The sequence below is a fragment of the Porphyrobacter sp. AAP60 genome (assembly GCF_001296025.1).
Taxonomy (GTDB): Bacteria; Pseudomonadota; Alphaproteobacteria; order Sphingomonadales; family Sphingomonadaceae; genus Erythrobacter.
On sequence record NZ_LJHV01000002.1, the window covers coordinates 513,955 to 530,576 of the forward strand.

Genomic DNA, 16,622 nt, shown 5'->3' on the forward strand with positions numbered 1-16,622 from the left:
GGGAAGGAAGTAGTGCCGCATAAAGGCTGATAATTGGTAAAGGCTTTAAAGTCGGCCCAACATCAGCGTTGCACCAGTGCGTGACGTTTCTTGCCCAGACTGAGGCGCAAGGTCTGGCCTTCTGCTGGCCGAACGAGGTGTGCAGGATCGGTGATCGTTTCGCCCTCCAGCTTCACAGCACCTTCAGTCAGCTTGCGCTTGGCCTCTCCATTAGAGGCAGTCAGGCCGATTTCGGTTAACAACGCCGCGATACGCATACCTTCGTCACCAACAGCAAGCATCGGCAAGTCTTCACCAGCGCCCGATCCGGCAAATGTCTCGCGCGCCGTAGCCTCGGCGCGGGTGGCGGCATCAACGCCGCGCACCAGTTTTGTGACTTCATTGGCAAGTACGGTCTTGGCGGCATTGATCTCCGCGCCTTCAAGCGCTTCGAGCCGTGCGATTTCGTCAAGATTCAAGTCGGTGAACAGACGCAGGAACTTGCCGACGTCTCGGTCATCGACGTTGCGCCAGTATTGCCAGAAGTCATAGGTGGGCAATTGGTCTTCATTGAGCCAGACCGCGCCAGCTGCCGTCTTGCCCATCTTTGCCCCATCCGCGGTGGTGAGTAGCGGGGTGGTGAGGCCGAACAGATCGGCCCCGTCCATCCGGCGGCCGAGTTCCATTCCGTTGACGATGTTGCCCCATTGATCGCTGCCGCCCATTTGCAGGCGCACGCCCATATCCTTCGACAGGTGCCGGAAATCATAGCCCTGAAGGATCATGTAATTGAACTCGAGAAAGGTCATCGGCTGTTCGCGCTCAAGCCGCAGCCGCACCGAATCGAAACTCAGCATCCGGTTGATGGTGAAGTGCGTGCCCACTTCCTGCAAAAGCTCGATGTAGCCAAGCTGCCCCAGCCAATCGTGGTTGTTGACCATCACGGCATCGGTCGGCCCATCACCGAAGGTCAGCAATTTATCGAATACGGTGAAGATCGACGCGATGTTTGCTTCGATGGTTTCGTCGCTCAACATCTTGCGGCTTTCATCGCGTCCGGTGGGATCCCCGATCCGCGTCGTGCCTCCACCCATCAGCACAATCGGCTTGTGGCCCGTCTGCTGCAGGCGCCGCAGCATCATGATCTGCACCAGTGATCCGATGTGGAGCGACGGCGCGGTGGCGTCAAAACCGATATAGCCTGGCACGATCTGCTTTGCAGCCAAGGCATCGAGCCCTGCCGCGTCAGTCATCTGATGGATGTAGCCGCGCTCGTCCAGCAGCGTGAGAAGGGCAGATTCGTAAGTGCTCATAGGCTGGGCGCTTAACAGGGGGGAAGGGCGACGGGAAGTGGCTTGCCGGAACGTGGGCCAAAGAGCACAAAGGCGCAATGCAACCGCTCATGCTTCACCGCACTTGCGATCTCGGCCCGATCCGCGCTGTCACCGCCACGATTAAGGCGACGCCGCATGGTTGTGAAGCGGAGTTCCGGCTTGATGGTCACATTCCGGCTATCGTCCTGCCAGCACATGCTGCGCCGGAACGGGCGGACAATCTGTGGCAGACAACCTGTTTCGAAATTTTCTGGCAGCCGATTGGCGGAACTTTTTACCGCGAATTCAACCTGTCGCCGTCAGGTCGATGGGCGGCTTACGATTTTGATTCGTTCCGCGAAGGAATGCGTGACGCACCCGTCGGCTCCATTGCGATTGCCTGCTCGCAGAACGATACCGGGCTCGTGCTGAAGGCCAGCATTGCCGCTGACTTGCCATCGCCAGCGCAGGTCGCCCTGAATGCGGTGATCGAGCACAAGGATGGCAGCAAGCAATTCTGGGCGCTCGCCTTTCCGCCCGGTCCGCCGGAGTTCCATTCCGAAGCGAACCGGCAGGCGATTATCGAGCGTTAGCATTTCCAGCGCTGAAAGGTGCGTTCAGCTTCACGATCATGCCGTTCAAGACAAAAGCAAAACTCACCCAGATGAAATAGGGCACATTGAGCCAGCCAGCGAAACTGTCACCCACAACGCGCGGCAGCACCACCATCAGCGAAGTGACCGAAAGCCACAACAGCACGTTTTCAGCCAGAGCCCAATCGGGCCGCTTCAGTTTGAAGAACAGCGGTGACCACAGGAAGTGCAGCACGAAATTTGCACCGAACAGCGCGAACACGATCATCCGGGCTTCAGGGGTGGGTGCGCTCGTCAAACCGATGTAGAAACTCCAGCCTGCTAGGCCCAGAATGATCGTCCATGCGGGGCCGAACAGCCAATCGGGCGGCTGCCACGGTGGTTTTCTGAGATCGCGGTACCATTGCCCGATATCGGTCAGCACGCCGCCAGCGCCGCCCAGGATGATAGCCCAAGCGGCAGCGATAAGGGCGGTGGTCCAATCCATGAGGGACATATAGACACAAGCCGCGCGAATACCATTGCCTTTGCCGCAAGCGTGCTTCAACCCGTCCGGCATGAAGACAGGAATTGACCGGCTGCTGGCCGATCCCGAGCTTATCAGCCAGTTGAAGGGGCGCCGTGTCGCCCTCGTGGCGCATCCTGCGAGCGTGACGGCCGACCTCACCCACAGTCTTGACGCGTTGATCGCGGCCGGCGTGAACGTGAACAGCGCCTTCGGCCCGCAACATGGGTTGAAAGGCGACAAACAAGACAACATGGTCGAAACCGCAGACGAGATGGATCCGCGTTACGGCATCCCGATCTTCTCGCTCTACGGCGAAGTGCGCCGCCCGACGGGACAGATGATGTCGAGCGCGGATGTGTTCCTGTTCGATCTGCAAGACCTGGGCTGCCGGATCTACACCTTCGTCACTACACTCCTCTACCTGCTGGAAGAGGCCGCGAAGGCGGGCAAGGAAGTTTGGGTGCTTGATCGGCCCAATCCCGCAGGCCGACCGGTGGAAGGCACGCTGCTGGTGCCGGGGCAGGAGAGCTTTGTCGGCGCTGCCCCGATGCCGATGCGTCACGGCCTCACGATGGGGGAAATGGGCCACTGGTTCATTGCCCATTTCGGTCTCGACGTCGCGTACAAGGTGGTGGCGATGGAAGGTTGGCGTCCCGATGATGCTGAAGGCTTCGGATGGCCGACGTCACGGCTGTGGATCAACCCTTCGCCCAATGCCGCCAATGTGAACATGGCGCGGTGCTATGCTGGCACCGTGATGCTGGAAGGTACCACGTTGTCAGAAGGTCGCGGGACGACGCGGCCCTTGGAAGTGCTATTCGGCGCGCCCGATATCGACGCGGGCGGCGTGTTGAAGGTGATGAACAAGCTCGCACCCGAATGGTTGGCGGGCTGCGCGATCCGCGAATGCTGGTTTGAACCGACCTTCCACAAGCACGCAGGAAAGCTTTGTAATGGGCTGATGATCCACGCGGAAGGATCATTCTACACGCACCACGCGTTCAAGCCGTGGCGGATGCAGGCGCTGGCGTTCAAGGCGATCAGGCTGCTCTACCCTGATTATCCGCTGTGGCGCGATTTCCCATACGAGTATGAACTCACCCGGCTGGCAATTGACGTCATCAATGGCGGGCCATCGTTGCGTGAATGGGTTGACGATAGTGCCGCGACACCTGAGGATCTTGACGCCATGACGTCACATGACGAGGCGGCATGGGTTGCCGAAGTGCGCGAGCATCTGCTTTACGCGTGACGTCGTTACGGCGCGCTATCACACGATACCGAAGATAATGGATGGCGATCAAACCGCCACCACAAGGAGAGATGATCGATGGCAACCATCGCAGGAAGCGCACCAGGCACCCGTTCGGTCAGAGTGACCTTGTGGATCCTGCTGATTGTCTATGTCTTCAATTTCATCGATCGTCAGATCGTCAACATTCTGGCGGAACCAATCGCCCGCGATCTTGATCTGTCCGACACGCAGATCGGGTTGATGACAGGATTGGCCTTCGCGCTGTTCTACACGGTTCTGGGCATCCCCATCGCCCGTTTCGCCGATCGCGGGACGACGAGTAGGCCCAAACTGATCGCGATTTCGCTGGCTGTCTGGTCGTTGATGACAGCGCTGTGCGGGCTGGCGCAGAACTTTGTGCAGTTGCTGCTCGCCCGCATCGGTGTGGGCGTTGGCGAGGCGGGCTGTACGCCGCCCGCGCACTCGCTGATCAGCGATCTGGTGCCGCCGGAAAAGCGCAGTTCGGCGCTCGCGTTCTATTCGCTCGGCATCCCCGTTGGCACGCTGATGGGTATGATCATCGGCGGTACACTGGTCGACTGGTTCGGATGGCGCGAGGCGTTTCTGATTGTCGGCCTGCCGGGGATCGCGCTCGCCTTGGTGGTGTGGTTCGTGTTGAAAGATCCGCGCCAGGCCGATGCTCAGGCGGTTTTGCGCGCGCAGAGCCAACCTGCCGCGCTGCCGCTGAAAGAGGCGCTGCGTGAAGTGATGGGTTCGCGTGCCTTTGTCCTGCTGCTGTGCGCGGGGTCAGCGGCGTCATTCCTTGCTTACGGCAAGACAACGTGGACCACGATCTTCTTCCAGCGCACCCACGACATGACACCTGGGCAGGTGGGGCTGTGGTTCGGCCTGCTGGGCGGCGTCGGGGGGATCCTTGGCACCTGGCTCGGCGGTTATCTGGCTGACCGCTTTGGCGCAAAGAACCGCCGCCATGTTCTCAGCGCGCCTGCCATCGGCATGGCGTTGGCAGTGCCATTGGCGCTGCTGGCCTATCAGGCATCCAGCTGGCCCATGGCACTGATCCTGCTGTTCGTGCCGACCGTGTTCAATTCCTTCTACTACGGCCCCACCTATTCCGCCGCGCAAGGGTTGGTTCCGCTGCGGGCACGGGCGATCGCTGCAGCTACCCTGCTGTTCTTCCAGAATCTGATCGGGCTGGGGTTGGGGCCGTTGTTTTTCGGGATGCTGTCGGACTGGATTCAGCCGATCTATGGCGCTGAAAGCGTACGCTATGTCCTTTATGGCGCCGCGTGTCTGGGTCTGGTCCCGGCGTTCTTCTTCTGGCGCTGCGGGTTGCGTTTGAACGAAGAGCTTGACCGCAAAGACCTCAATCCGGTGACCGTACCGGTTGTACCAGCGTCACGAGGACAAAGCTGATCAGCATCAGCAGATACCAGCTGCCATACTTGGCAATGCTGACCATCTGCCATTCGGCTTCCTGTCCCGGATAGTTCCAGGCGTTGGCGAAAGTGGCGATGTTCTCGGCAAACCAGATGAACAGCGCGACGAGGCCGAAGCCGACAAGTAGCGGCATCCAGCGATGCGCGCGCCAGTTGCGGAAATGGACGCGGGTGCGCCAGAAGATCAGCGCCGTTGCTGCAAACAGTCCCCAGCGGATGTCGATGGTGTAGTGGTGGGTGAAGAAGTTGATATAGATCGCGCCCGCCAAGGCCCATGTCGCCCAAGCAGGCGGATAGCCGGTGAAGCGGAAGTCGAAGATTCGCCATACCCGCGCGATGTAGCTGCCGACTGCGGCATACATGAACCCGGAAAACAGCGGCACCGCGCCGATGTGGAGCACGCTTTCCTCAGGGTAGGTCCATGATCCGGCCTGCGTCTTGAACAGCTCCATCACCGTGCCGACGATGTGGAAGATCAGGATCACCCGCGCCTCGCGCCATGTCTCCAGCCGGAAGGCGAGCATCCCCCCTTGGATCGCGATGGCGGCAAGCGTCAGGAAGTCATAGCGGTGGAGGGCAGCGCTGTCGGGATAGAACAGATGCGTGCCGAGCAGCAACGCCAGCAGCAAACCGCCAAACAGGCAGGCCCAGCCTTGTTTGAACCCGAACAGCAGAAATTCGTAAAGCCACAGACGCCAGCCCGTGCCGGGGTCGAAGGCCTCGAGCCGTAGGCGGACGGTCTCGAAGCGGGTGTTGCGGGGCAGGATCACGTGTCAGCGGGCCCGGTGCTCCGCCATCCGCGCTAGCGCTCGGATCCCGCTGGTGTGACCACGATCGGCCCGTCGGGTGCCGAGGGCAGGGGGCGGATGTCGGCGGGATCGCCTTTCATCACCATGACCGCGCAGCCATCCTGCCGCCGGTCGACGGCATAAATGTGATAGGGCTTTTCGGGCGAGGCCGGTTCACGATCAAGCAGCGGGGGCTTGCCTGCCGCTTCACGCGCTTGCGTGATCCGGTCGCGGCACTCCTCGTCTGACGGCACAGCTTCGTTTTGCGCCCGCTGGATCAGCCTGACCTGCGTCGGAGTGCGGAGATAGGAAGGGTTGTCGAGCGGTAGGACAATCACCTCAGCAGTGTCCGGAATGTGCTTGGCCCGATCCTCTGCATCCGTCGCGCCCGTCAGCGCAAATGCAGCAACAGGAAGAATAACCAACCGCATCACAAACTCCTCTTCTCAAGCCAGCATCAAGCCCCGTGCTTGCGCGACAGCTCCCGCATCGCATCATCCAGCCCGTCCAGCGTCAGCGGATACATGCGGTCATTGACCAGTTGCTTGATCATCTTGGTCGACTGCGAATAGCCCCACTGCTTTTCAGGCACCGGGTTGAGCCACACTGTCGCAGGGTAGGTGTTTGCCACGCGCTGCAGCCAAACCGCGCCCGCTTCCTCGTTCATGTGCTCGACGCTGCCGCCGGGGTGCGTGACCTCGTAAGGGCTCATCGCCGCATCGCCGACGAACACGATCTTGTAATCGTGGCCGTATTTGTGGAGCACGTCCCAGGTCTTTGTGCGTTCCTGCCAGCGGCGCTTGTTGTCCTTCCACACGCCTTCGTAAAGGCAGTTGTGGAAGTAGAAAAATTCCATGTTCTTGAATTCTGACGTCGCGGCGCTGAACAGCTCTTCCACCAGCTTGATGAACGGGTCCATCGATCCGCCGACATCAAGGAACAGCAGCAGCTTCACCGCATTGCGGCGTTCGGCGCGCATGTGGATGTCGAGCCAGCCCTGCTTGGCCGTGCCCTTGATCGTGGCGTCGATATCAAGCTGATCCTGCGCACCTTCGCGGGCGAAACGGCGCAGGCGGCGCAGCGCCATCTTGATGTTGCGGGTGCCAAGCTCCTTGGTGTTATCAAGGTTCTTGAACTCGCGTTTTTCCCAGACCTTGATCGCCTTGCCGTGCTTGCTCTCGCCGCCGATGCGCACGCCTTCGGGGTTGTAGCCTGAATTGCCGAACGGCGAGGTGCCGCCGGTGCCGACCCACTTGTTGCCGCCCTGATGGCGCTTTTCCTGTTCTTCGAGCCGCTTTTTCAGCGTCTCCATGATCTCGTCCCAATCGCCGAGGGACTTGATCTTTTCCATCTCCTCAGGGGTTAGGAACTTCTCGGCCACAGCTTTCAGCCAGTCTTCGGGGATATCGACCGGGTTCTGCCCGTAATCGGACATGATGCCTTTAAAGACCTTGTGGAACACCTGATCGAACCGGTCGAGCAGGCCTTCATCCTTCACAAAGGTAGCGCGGGAGAGATAGTAAAACGCTTCCGGGGTCTGATCGATCACGTCCCGGTCCAGCGCCTCCAGCAGAGTGAGGTGCTCTTTGAAGCTGGCGCCGATTCCGGCTGCACGAAGCTCGTCGATGAAATTGAAGAACATAGGCCGTGCTTAACCTGCGGCTTTCGCGCTGACCAGTCCCCTTTCTTGTGAGGGGTTTTAACCCTTCGCTTACCATCCCGCCGCTAGGCTTCGCGCAAGCACAACAGGGGCCGCAACCGCGCATGAACCAGCTCGCCATCAATACCGCCAATGCCCATGCCTTGGGGATGATCCCTGAAAGCTGCGGCGCGGTGACAGTCGGCTGCACCGATGTTGCCGGCGTGGTGGAGGCTGTGATTGCCTCCTCACGCAATCTTCGATCCGAGCATGAAGCGCTGGCGGAAACCGTTCGCGCGCTCGAAGCCGATCAGAACAAGGTTGCCGAAGCGAGCGACGAGGCGCGGCTGCTGTCAGAACGCGCGATCGAGCGTCTGTCCGAAGGCACGGCGCTGATCCAGTCCTCACTCGGACAGATTGCCGGGCTGATCGAACTGGTCGATAACCTTGGCCAGCACGTCACCAGTTTTTCGGCCGCCATGGAGCAGGTGCGTCGCAGCGCGCAGGATATCGATAACATCGCGGAAACCACCAATATCCTCGCCTTGAACGCGACCATCGAAGCGATGCGTGCAGGCGATGCCGGGCGGACCTTCGCCGTGGTGGCCGCGGAGGTCAAAAGCCTCGCCAATGATACCCGCAAGGCCACCGAGGAAATCGCCCAGACCATCGATGCCCTGGGCGGCGAGGCCGAAGTGATGATCGGCCGGATCGAAACCGGCGCCAAGGCCAGCGGCGAAGCCCGCGCTTCGGTCGGGCGGATTGAAAGCACCATCGCGAATGTCGGCGCGCTGGTGGAGGAAGTTGACAAGCAGAACGATGTCATCGCCCGTTCGACCGGCACGATCAGCGGCCACGTTGATAAGGTGCAGCGCGTGTTGACAAGCTACGACGCCGCCTCGCGCAGCAATGAAGACCGGCTGCACGGCGCGCATCGCAAGATGGAAGAGCTGGAAATTACCGCCAGCGAGATGTTCGACCGGATCGTGCAGGCGGGGCTCAGCCCGGAAGACAGCGCAATGGTCGCGCAGGCGCAGGAGTTTGCCAAGGCGCTCGCCGCGCATACCGAGGCTGCGCTGGCTTCTGGTGCGCTGGCTTTGAGCGCGCTGTTCGATACCGATTACCTGCCGGTGCCGAACACCAATCCGCAGCTGTTCCGCACCCGGCTGACCGATTGGGCCCATGCCGAATGGCGTCCGTTCCTCGACCGCGCAAAGGCTGGCGACACCCGCGTGCTGGCGGCGGCCTGCACCGATCTCAACGGCTTCCTGCCGACCCACCTGTCCGAACGCTCGCGCGCGCCGACGGGTGATCTGGCGCATGACACACAATATTGCCGCAACGGACGACTGATGTTCGAAGCGATCGACCGCAAGGCCAAATCAAGCCATGCGCCTTACATGATGGCGGTCTACCGTCAGGAAGGCGACGGCGCGAGCTATGTGGTGGTGCGCAACGTCTATGTTCCGCTGGTGCTGGGCGGGAAGCGTTGGGGCGATTTCGAGCTGGCATACAGTTTCGATTGAAGGTCGCCTGCTGTCCCGACCCTTGCCGAGTAAGCCGCCACAGACTAACCGTTAACCTTTAAGGTGAACGGAGGTGCACGTTGCGGCACTCGTGGCTCAACGGTTTCTGGCTGATGGCAGCCGCGCTCCTGTCCGCGGCCTGCGTCCCCGATGCGCGCGGTGCAGCCGATCCGGCGCAGATCGCCCCCGCACAGTCTGAGGATCCCGCAGTTGTTCCCGCGGTGATCGAGGAAGCCCCGCCGACCAGAACGATTGGCGAGGTTCTCGAAAATGGCGTCCTCATAACCATCAGTCTCCAATCACAGCAGATGCATGTCTTCCGCGACGGTGCCTTGTGGCGCTCCAGTCCGGTTTCTACGGGGAAGCGCGGCAAGGAAACGCCGGCGGGGGTGTTCGCCATTCTCCAGAAGAAGAAGTTTCACCGCTCGAACCTCTACAGCAACGCCCCGATGCCGTTCATGCAGCGGCTGACGTGGGACGGGATTGCAATTCATGCAGGGCGTTTGCCCGGCTACCCCGCCTCGCATGGCTGCATCAGGTTGCCCGACGAATTCGCCCGTGAGCTGTTCAAGATAACAGGAGCAACCTCGACCGCGGTGATTGTGGTCGATGAACCGCTGGCAAACGATGCCGAGGCGCTGGCACTCGCACGGCGCACCGAAGCGCTGGTGCCGATCGATCCTGCGCTGCTGCAGCGCGAGCGTTCAGCCCTTGCGCAGAAAGGCGGGAAACCCGCCAACAGACTGCCAGCGGCAAGGACAATTGCAGCGCCGCAGGGTACCGTAAACCCGCCATCATCTGCGCCGATGCCTGCCTTGAACGGGCAGACCATCCAGCTTGCCGCGACGCTTTCTCCCGACCTTGCAACAGGGCAATGGGAAGCGCTTACCACGCGCAGGCCCGAATTGCGGGGGATGCAGATGGCGGTCATTCCAGCGGTGGTGAATGGCACGCAATATTACCGTTTGCGCGCATCCGGCCCGGATGCTCATGCCACGTGCCTAACGCTGAAGCGTACCGGGATTGATTGCTTTCCGGTAAGCTGATGAAGGGCGATGTTTCACGTGAAACATCGCCCGCAAGTGCTTCAAAAACGACCTAGAGGGGGTCTAGACAGGGTCTAGACGGGGTCTGGCCCGGCCTAAACCGGGCCTGCAAAGCCCTTCATGCGATGCCGAGTGCCCTGTCAGAACCAGTGTTTCTGACCCTGCACATAGATTGCGTTGAAATCGCTTTCCGACTTGGTGATGTAAATGATCGCCTCGATCAGACACACCACACCGATGATCATCAGCGGAATAATCCCGATGATTACCAGAGTGAGCAGATAACTGACAAAAGTCCCGACCAACAGGATCACGCCTTGCGAATTGTAGCCAAGGTAGAACTTGTGAACGCCAAAGCCGCCAAGGAACAGTGCCAGCAACCCGGCAACAATCGGTGATTTGTGGCCGGGGCCAAATGCATCGGCCAGCGGGTTGGCGCCGGCCAGCGGGAAAATCTCTTCTGCCGTTTCGCCAGCGGGTGAAAAATCCACCTGAAGTCCGGCACGTGGCACGCCCCCCGTGCCGCGCCAGCCGGATCCCTGAAACCCGTAGCGGCTGCCATCTTCGCCGCTGATGATGCCTTCGCCCTTCAACGGGTCGAACGTTAGAATCTGCCCCTTCATGTGATCCCCCACATTGCTGATATGCAAGGGCTATCGCAAAAGGACGGACGCTACAAGCGGCCTTCAGCTCGGGTTGCGGCGCGCCATGAAGGCGAGCCGTTCGAACAGCATGATGTCCTGTTCGTTCTTCAGCAGCGCGCCGTGCAGCGGCGGGATCGCGCTGGCCGGATTGCTGTTCTGCAAGACCTCCAGCGGCATATCCTCGTTCAGCAGCAGCTTCAGCCAGTCGAGCAGCTCGCTGGTCGAGGGCTTCTTTTTCAGGCCCGGCACTTCGCGCAGATCGTAGAAGATATCCATCGCCTTCTTCACCAGCACTTTCTGGATGCCGGGAAAGTGGACGTCGATGATTTCCTGCATCGTCTCACGATCGGGGAACTTGATGTAGTGGAAGAAACAGCGGCGCAGGAAAGCGTCGGGCAGTTCCTTTTCATTGTTCGAGGTGATGACCACGATCGGGCGTTCCTTGGCCTCGATCCGCTCCTGCGTTTCGTAAACGTCGAAGCTCATCCGGTCGAGTTCCTGAAGCAGATCGTTCGGGAATTCGATATCGGCCTTGTCGATCTCGTCGATCAGCAGCACGGGCAGCTGCGGCGCGGTGAAGGCTTCCCACAGCTTGCCCTGCTTGATGTAGTTCTTGATGTCGTGAACGCGCTCGTCACCCAGCTGGCCATCGCGCAAACGCGCAACGGCGTCATATTCATATAGGCCCTGATGCGCCTTGGTGGTGGATTTGATGTTCCATTCGATCAGCGGGGCGCCCAGCGCCTTGGAAATTTCATGCGCCAGCACGGTCTTGCCGGTGCCGGGTTCACCCTTCACCAGCAAGGGGCGGCGCAGCATCACGGCGGCATTGACCGCAACCTTGAGGTCTTCGGTGGCGATATAGGATTTGGTGCCTTCGAAACGCTGTTGATCTGACATCGGGTTTCCTTGTGAGACTGGTTTTCGACGCGCAGCGATAAGGAACCGTTTGGCGCGGCGCAAGGGGGCCCGGACGCGGAACGCGCTGTCAAATCAGCGAGGCAGCAGCAGGATTCGCTGGGCGATGGCTTCCAGTTTGCCGTTATCGAGCACGGCATCGGGGTTGTTCCAGCCCAGGGTTAGCATATGATCGCGCCCGCCTGCGTCGGTGAGCAGCCAGGTGAGGTTGAGCACGCCCGGCTCGTTGCCGCCCTTGTAGCCGATATAGTCCCAACCGGCCTTGATCCCCGGCGTCGCCGAAGGGTTGATCGCCATGATGTCGAACACCTTGGGATCGGCCGTGCGGCGCATGTGGGCAAGCAACTTGACCAAATCGGCGGGGGAGGCGAACCATTCGATGTCGATTGCCTTGGGGCCTTGGGCGAAAGCGGCATTGACCTGATCGAGCGAAACCGGAGTGATAAAGTCCAGCGCTTCCGCCGAGGCGATTTCGACCTCTTTGGCAACCTTGTCCAGCGTGCGCCATCCGCCGATCATTTCGCCATCACTGGCCTTGAGAATGAAGAGCTCGCGGGTGGTAAGGAAAGGGTCGTTGGAGTCCGGATCGCTGTGCCCGCTATCCTGCATCAGCTTTAGGACACGATCCCTGCCCAGTACGTCGATCAACTGATCCGTCGCGGTATTATCGCTGATCGAGATCATCAGGCTGGCGAGCGTGTGGAGCGTGACCGGCGAACCCTTGGGCCAATTCTGCAATTGCCCGCTGGGATAGCTCTTCTCCTCCAGCGGCACGACGTCAGTCCACTTGCGGCGGCCCGCCTTCACATCCTCTGCCAGCGCGGCGAGGACATAGAGCTTGAAGGTCGATCCCAGCGCCAGCGGAGTGTCCGCCCCGATGCTGATGGCAGGCGCGCCGCCATCCAGCGGGCCGAACCATGCGTTGACGTTGCCGGGCAGGGCGGCGAGATCGGCGGTGATTTTTTGCGCTGTGTCATCTGCCACTGCCAGCGCTTCCATTGATGTGAAGCGCAATTCATTGATGCGGTTATCTTGCGCCGGATCAATCGCGATCCCGCCCTTGGCCAGCCCGCGTTCGAACCGGATTTCCAGCGCGGCGCGAGTGCCTTCGCGCGGGGCGAGCAGGGCAACCTCTACCGCCGGGCCGAACTGCGCGGTGAAGCTCGCGCCCAACGCCTTGAGCTGCGCGTCGGCAATTGCTTCGCGGAAGCCTTGGGTGAACAGGTCTTCGGGCTGCGCCTCGCCATTCAGCAGGGCCACGACCTGTTGGCTGCGGGTTTCCAACGGGGTTTGCGCTGTCGGTGCCATTGTTTCGGTGGATTCCTGAGCCATCAGCGGCACAGCGGGCAGGGCGAGAACCGCCCCGGAAAGGGCAAGCACGCAGGTTCTAAGCATCGCATTTCTCCCGTGTCATCAATAAGTTTAGGTGCTGCGAGGCTGTTAATCCAGCGTTTCGAGCGCAGCCAGCTTCCGGCGCAGGTCGCGGGCGGCCCACCTGTTCAGCGCAATCACGCCGATAAGGAAGGCGACGATCAGCGCAAACGGCCACCCCTTGTCGGTCAGTGCCTCTTCCCACCCGCGATCCTGCGCAGCGTTCCAGAAAATGGCGGCCTGCATTGCCAGAAAACCGGGAACCAGTGGGCCGATGTACCAGCTTGCAACACTGTGCAGCGCTTCTGCCTGATAGCGGTACTGGCGGCGAAGATGCTCGATGCACGGTTCCTCGGGCAGCCGTTCGACGGGCGATGCGTGTCGGCGTAGATTGTGCATCACAACAAGGAACCCCATCCCCGTCACCATGACGGCGCCAACAATTGCGTAATCCCCGACCCAAGCGAAGAAGGCCGCCATGCCGATGCTAAGCAGCACACCGGACACCCCCGCGGCATATTCGCGCCAGTTGCGGCGGCGGATTGTCTGATCAAAGCGGTCGGCCTTGAGCAGCATTTCGGTCGGATCGGTAAAGACTGCATCGCGCGCTAGCGCGGTCCATTGGGGTAAGGGAGGGGTCGTCATGCGGTTACTCCATATGCGGGTTCACTCTGGAAATGGCCGGCGATCAGCGCCTTGATACGGTGCACCCGCGTGGCGACCGCGCCAGCGGACAGGCCGGTAATGTCGGCAATATCCGCCGCGCTCTCGCCTTCGAGCCACAGCACGATCACCTGCATGTCGACCGGCGGCAGGCGGCGGATCAGTTCACCAACTTGCGCCAGCACCAGGGCCTCGGCCGTCTCTGCCTCGACATTGCCGGCGGAGGGAAGCGTCTCGATTACATCGAGCGCCACCCGCTGCGGCCCACGCACGGCGCGCGAAACGTGATCGGCGGCAACATTGTGCGCAACGCGGTAGACCCACGTCTTGAGCGCGCACCGCCCGTCGAACCGGGCCAGACTGATCCATAGCGCGCAGTGCATCTCCTGTTCGAGATCACGCGCCTTTTCAGGATCACGCTCGACCGATCTGGCAAGACGCGCGAGCGCTGGCGCAAATTGCGCGCCTGCCTGCCGGTAAAGAGCTTCTGCCGCCTGTGTCATGCCCCCCTTAGTCTGGCGGCAACGGATTTTCTTACAAGCGTGTCGCCGCTCCCAGACACACGAAAGCGAGTTGCACCGCCAGCATCAGGGCGGTTGCCACCTGCCATCCGCTGCCGGCGTCCTTCATGCCGCGTTCCCACGTCCACTTGCCAAGCATACCAGTGCCCAACGCCGATAGCGCGATCGTGACCCACGCCGACTGATCGATCAACACTACGAAAATCGCAAACAGCGCCGCCATCTGCAGCAGGAACGCCGCGGCGAACCATGCAATCGGGATCGGGCGGTAAGCCGCATCGGGGATGTGCCAATCGGGCAGGGCGCTGTCCGGGCGCGACAGCCGCCGGTCGCCCGCCATGATGTCTTCTTCGCGCGGGTCGGGATATTGCCGGTCAGGCATCGATCAGATCGGGATCGACCTCGCCCGCGCGGTTCTGGATGAAGTTGAAACGGTGTTCGGGGTTGCGGCCCATCAATTCATCGACCAGCCGCGCAACGCCTGCGCGCTGTTCGAATTCCTGCGGCAGCGTAATGCGGATCAGGCCGCGGGTTTCGGGCGCCATTGTGGTTTCGCGCAGCTGGCCCGGGTTCATTTCGCCGAGGCCCTTGAAGCGCGCGACTTCGACCTTCTTGCCCTTGAACACCGTATCTTCCAACTCTGCCCGGTGCGCATCATCGCGGGCATAACGGCTCTCCTTGCCGCTGGTGAGGCGGTAAAGCGGGGGCTGGGCCAGGAACAGGTGCCCGCGTTTCACGATGTCGGGCATTTCCTGAAAGAAGAACGTCATCAGCAGCGTGGCAATATGCGCGCCGTCGACATCGGCGTCGGTCATGATGATGATCCGGTCATAGCGCAGGTTGTCGGCGTTGCAGTCCTTGCGTGTGCCGCAGCCCAGGGCCAGCGACAGATCGGCGATTTCGGAATTGGCGCGGATCTTGTCGGCGGTGGCAGATGCGACGTTGAGGATTTTGCCGCGGATTGGCAGGATCGCCTGCGATTTGCGATCCCGCGCCTGTTTGGCACTGCCGCCGGCGCTGTCGCCTTCGACGATGAACAATTCGGTCTCGCGCCCGCCTTCGCCGCTGCAATCGGTCAGCTTGCCGGGCAGGCGCAGTTTCTTGGCATTGGTGGCGGTCTTGCGCTTGATCTCGCGTTCCTGCTTGCGCTTCAGACGCTCGTCCATCCGCTCCATCACCTCGCCCAGCAAGGCCTTCCCGCGCTCCATATTGTCGGTGAGGAAGTGGTCGAAATGGTCGCGCACCGCGTTTTCGACGAGGCGCGCAGCTTCGGGCGAAGTCAGGCGGTCTTTGGTTTGCGACTGGAACTGCGGATCGCGGATGAAGACGCTTAGCATCACTTCCGCGCCGGTCATCACGTCATCGGCGGTGATGTCCTTGGCCTTCTTCGCGCCGACCAGATCGCCGAAAGCCCGCAAGCCCCGCGTCAGCGCGCTGCGCAGGCCCTGTTCGTGCGTCCCGCCATCCGGCGTTGGCACGGTGTTGCAATACCAGCTGTTCGAACCATCGGAGTAGAGCGGCCAGGCAATCGCCCATTCCACGCGGCCTTGCCCGATGCCATCGACCTGCGGAAATTCCTGACTGCCGGTGAAGGGCTGGGCGGTAACGCATTCGCGCGCGCCCACCTGTTCGGCAAGGTGATCGGCCAGCCCGCCGGGGAACTTGAAGGTTGCCTCTGCAGGCACATCCTCGCTCGCCAGCGATGGGGCGCATTTCCAGCGGATTTCCACCCCTGCGAACAGGTATGCCTTCGAGCGGGCCAGTTTGAACAAGCGTTTGGGGTTGAACTTGCGGTCGCCGAAAATCTCCTCGTCGGGCACAAAGCTGACCGTGGTGCCGCGCCGGTTGGGCGTGGGGCCAAGGTTCTGGATCTTGCCTTGCGTGATCCCGCGCGAAAATTCCTGCGCGTAAAGCTGCTTGTCGCGCGCCACTTCGACCCGCGTATGGACAGACAGCGCGTTGACAACACTGATACCGACCCCGTGCAAGCCGCCGCTGGTGGCATAGGCTTTCCCCGAGAACTTCCCGCCCGAATGGAGCGTCGAAAGGATTACTTCCAGCGTCGACTTGCCGGGAAACTTGGGGTGTTCATCCACCGGGATACCGCGCCCGTTATCGGCAATGCTCAGGCGGTTGCCTTCATCAAGCCGCATCTCGATCCGCGTGGCATGGCCTGCCACGGCTTCGTCCATCGCGTTGTCGAGCACTTCGGCCGCGAGATGGTGGAACGAGCGATCATCGGTGCCGCCGATATACATGCCGGGGCGGCGACGCACCGGCTCAAGCCCTTCGAGCACCTCGATCGAGGACGAGTTGTAATCGCCGCTGGAGGTTGGGGTATTCGCGAACAGATCGTCGGGGGTGGTATCGGCCATGGCGCGGGTTATAGGCCCGCGCCCATCGCCCTCACAAGCCACCC

At 61.2% G+C, this 16,622-nt stretch carries 17 protein-coding genes; 5 read left to right on the plus strand and 12 right to left on the minus strand.

The genetic code is table 11. From position 1 onward, the window contains the following. Positions 1–62 precede the first annotated feature (62 nt). Positions 63–1,292, minus strand: coding sequence for a tyrosine--tRNA ligase (gene tyrS, locus IP79_RS03015; protein WP_054117741.1), 1,230 nt, complete (start codon positions 1,290–1,292; stop codon positions 63–65). Positions 1,293–1,369: 77 nt separating this feature from the next. Between tyrS and IP79_RS03020 the strand changes: the two genes are divergently transcribed. Continuing rightward, positions 1,370–1,885 (plus strand): DOMON-like domain-containing protein, encoded by a 516-nt coding sequence (locus tag IP79_RS03020; RefSeq protein WP_054117742.1) that lies wholly within the window; start codon positions 1,370–1,372, stop codon positions 1,883–1,885. Here the strand turns inward: IP79_RS03020 and IP79_RS03025 are convergent. After that, positions 1,872–2,381 carry a TspO/MBR family protein gene (locus tag IP79_RS03025; protein ID WP_233994055.1) on the minus strand — a complete coding sequence of 170 codons (510 nt, stop codon included), beginning with the start codon at positions 2,379–2,381 and terminating at the stop codon, positions 1,872–1,874. The genes IP79_RS03020 and IP79_RS03025 overlap by 14 nt on opposite strands. 61 nt (positions 2,382–2,442) lie before the next feature. Between IP79_RS03025 and IP79_RS03030 the strand changes: the two genes are divergently transcribed. Both IP79_RS03030 and IP79_RS03035 read left to right on the plus strand, forming a co-directional pair. Next, on the plus strand, positions 2,443–3,645 hold the full coding sequence (locus tag IP79_RS03030) for an exo-beta-N-acetylmuramidase NamZ domain-containing protein (protein WP_054117744.1): 1,203 nt from the start codon (positions 2,443–2,445) through the stop codon (positions 3,643–3,645). Positions 3,646–3,723: 78 nt separating this feature from the next. Further along, positions 3,724–5,064: a spinster family MFS transporter gene (locus IP79_RS03035; protein ID WP_054117745.1), complete on the plus strand. Its 1,341-nt coding sequence runs from the start codon at positions 3,724–3,726 to the stop codon at positions 5,062–5,064. Here IP79_RS03035 and IP79_RS03040 read toward each other — a convergent pair. Genes IP79_RS03040 through IP79_RS03050 form a run of 3 tightly spaced genes read right to left on the minus strand, consistent with a single transcriptional unit; the run spans position 5,015 to position 7,517 of the window. Beyond that, positions 5,015–5,857: a DUF817 domain-containing protein gene (locus tag IP79_RS03040; RefSeq protein ID WP_156318049.1), complete on the minus strand. Its 843-nt coding sequence runs from the start codon at positions 5,855–5,857 to the stop codon at positions 5,015–5,017. The two genes, IP79_RS03035 and IP79_RS03040, sit on opposite strands and share 50 nt — an antisense overlap. Before the next feature lie 32 nt (positions 5,858–5,889). Continuing rightward, positions 5,890–6,306 carry a hypothetical protein gene (locus IP79_RS03045; RefSeq protein ID WP_054117746.1) on the minus strand — a complete coding sequence of 139 codons (417 nt, stop codon included), beginning with the start codon at positions 6,304–6,306 and terminating at the stop codon, positions 5,890–5,892. Between the two features lie 26 nt (positions 6,307–6,332). Next, complete coding sequence (locus IP79_RS03050) at positions 6,333–7,517, minus strand: vWA domain-containing protein (protein ID WP_054117747.1); 1,185 nt, start codon at positions 7,515–7,517, stop codon at positions 6,333–6,335. 122 nt (positions 7,518–7,639) lie between these two features. Here IP79_RS03050 and IP79_RS03055 point away from each other — a divergent pair, with 122 nt between their 5' ends. After that, positions 7,640–9,040 (plus strand): methyl-accepting chemotaxis protein, encoded by a 1,401-nt coding sequence (locus tag IP79_RS03055; RefSeq protein WP_054117748.1) that lies wholly within the window; start codon positions 7,640–7,642, stop codon positions 9,038–9,040. Between the two features lie 113 nt (positions 9,041–9,153). Next, the gene (locus tag IP79_RS03060; protein ID WP_054117749.1) at positions 9,154–10,086 is read left to right on the plus strand and encodes a L,D-transpeptidase family protein; all 933 of its coding nucleotides are present in this window, start codon (positions 9,154–9,156) and stop codon (positions 10,084–10,086) included. Between the two features lie 140 nt (positions 10,087–10,226). On the opposite strand, the gene IP79_RS03065 is transcribed toward IP79_RS03060, so the two are convergent. The 7 genes from IP79_RS03065 to parE all read right to left on the minus strand — a co-directional run bounded on the left by IP79_RS03065 (position 10,227) and on the right by parE (position 16,578). Then, entirely contained in the window at positions 10,227–10,709 is a 483-nt protein-coding gene (locus IP79_RS03065) for a TM2 domain-containing protein (protein ID WP_054117750.1), read from the minus strand. A 63-nt stretch (positions 10,710–10,772) separates the two neighbouring features. After that, positions 10,773–11,630 (minus strand): AAA family ATPase, encoded by an 858-nt coding sequence (locus IP79_RS03070; protein ID WP_054117751.1) that lies wholly within the window; start codon positions 11,628–11,630, stop codon positions 10,773–10,775. A 93-nt stretch (positions 11,631–11,723) separates the two neighbouring features. Next, positions 11,724–13,043, minus strand: a complete 1,320-nt coding sequence (locus tag IP79_RS03075; protein WP_082336974.1) for a serine hydrolase — start codon at positions 13,041–13,043, stop codon at positions 11,724–11,726. 45 nt (positions 13,044–13,088) lie between these two features. After that, entirely contained in the window at positions 13,089–13,664 is a 576-nt protein-coding gene (locus tag IP79_RS03080) for a hypothetical protein (RefSeq protein ID WP_054117753.1), read from the minus strand. Continuing rightward, complete coding sequence (locus IP79_RS03085; RefSeq protein WP_054117754.1) at positions 13,661–14,185, minus strand: RNA polymerase sigma factor; 525 nt, start codon at positions 14,183–14,185, stop codon at positions 13,661–13,663. The genes IP79_RS03080 and IP79_RS03085 overlap by 4 nt, the downstream gene beginning before the upstream one ends. Positions 14,186–14,216: 31 nt before the next feature. Continuing rightward, positions 14,217–14,585 carry a hypothetical protein gene (locus IP79_RS03090; RefSeq protein ID WP_054117755.1) on the minus strand — a complete coding sequence of 123 codons (369 nt, stop codon included), beginning with the start codon at positions 14,583–14,585 and terminating at the stop codon, positions 14,217–14,219. Then, positions 14,578–16,578, minus strand: coding sequence for a DNA topoisomerase IV subunit B (parE, locus tag IP79_RS03095; protein ID WP_054117756.1), 2,001 nt, complete (start codon positions 16,576–16,578; stop codon positions 14,578–14,580). The genes IP79_RS03090 and parE overlap by 8 nt, the downstream gene beginning before the upstream one ends. Between the last annotated feature and the right edge of the window lie 44 nt (positions 16,579–16,622).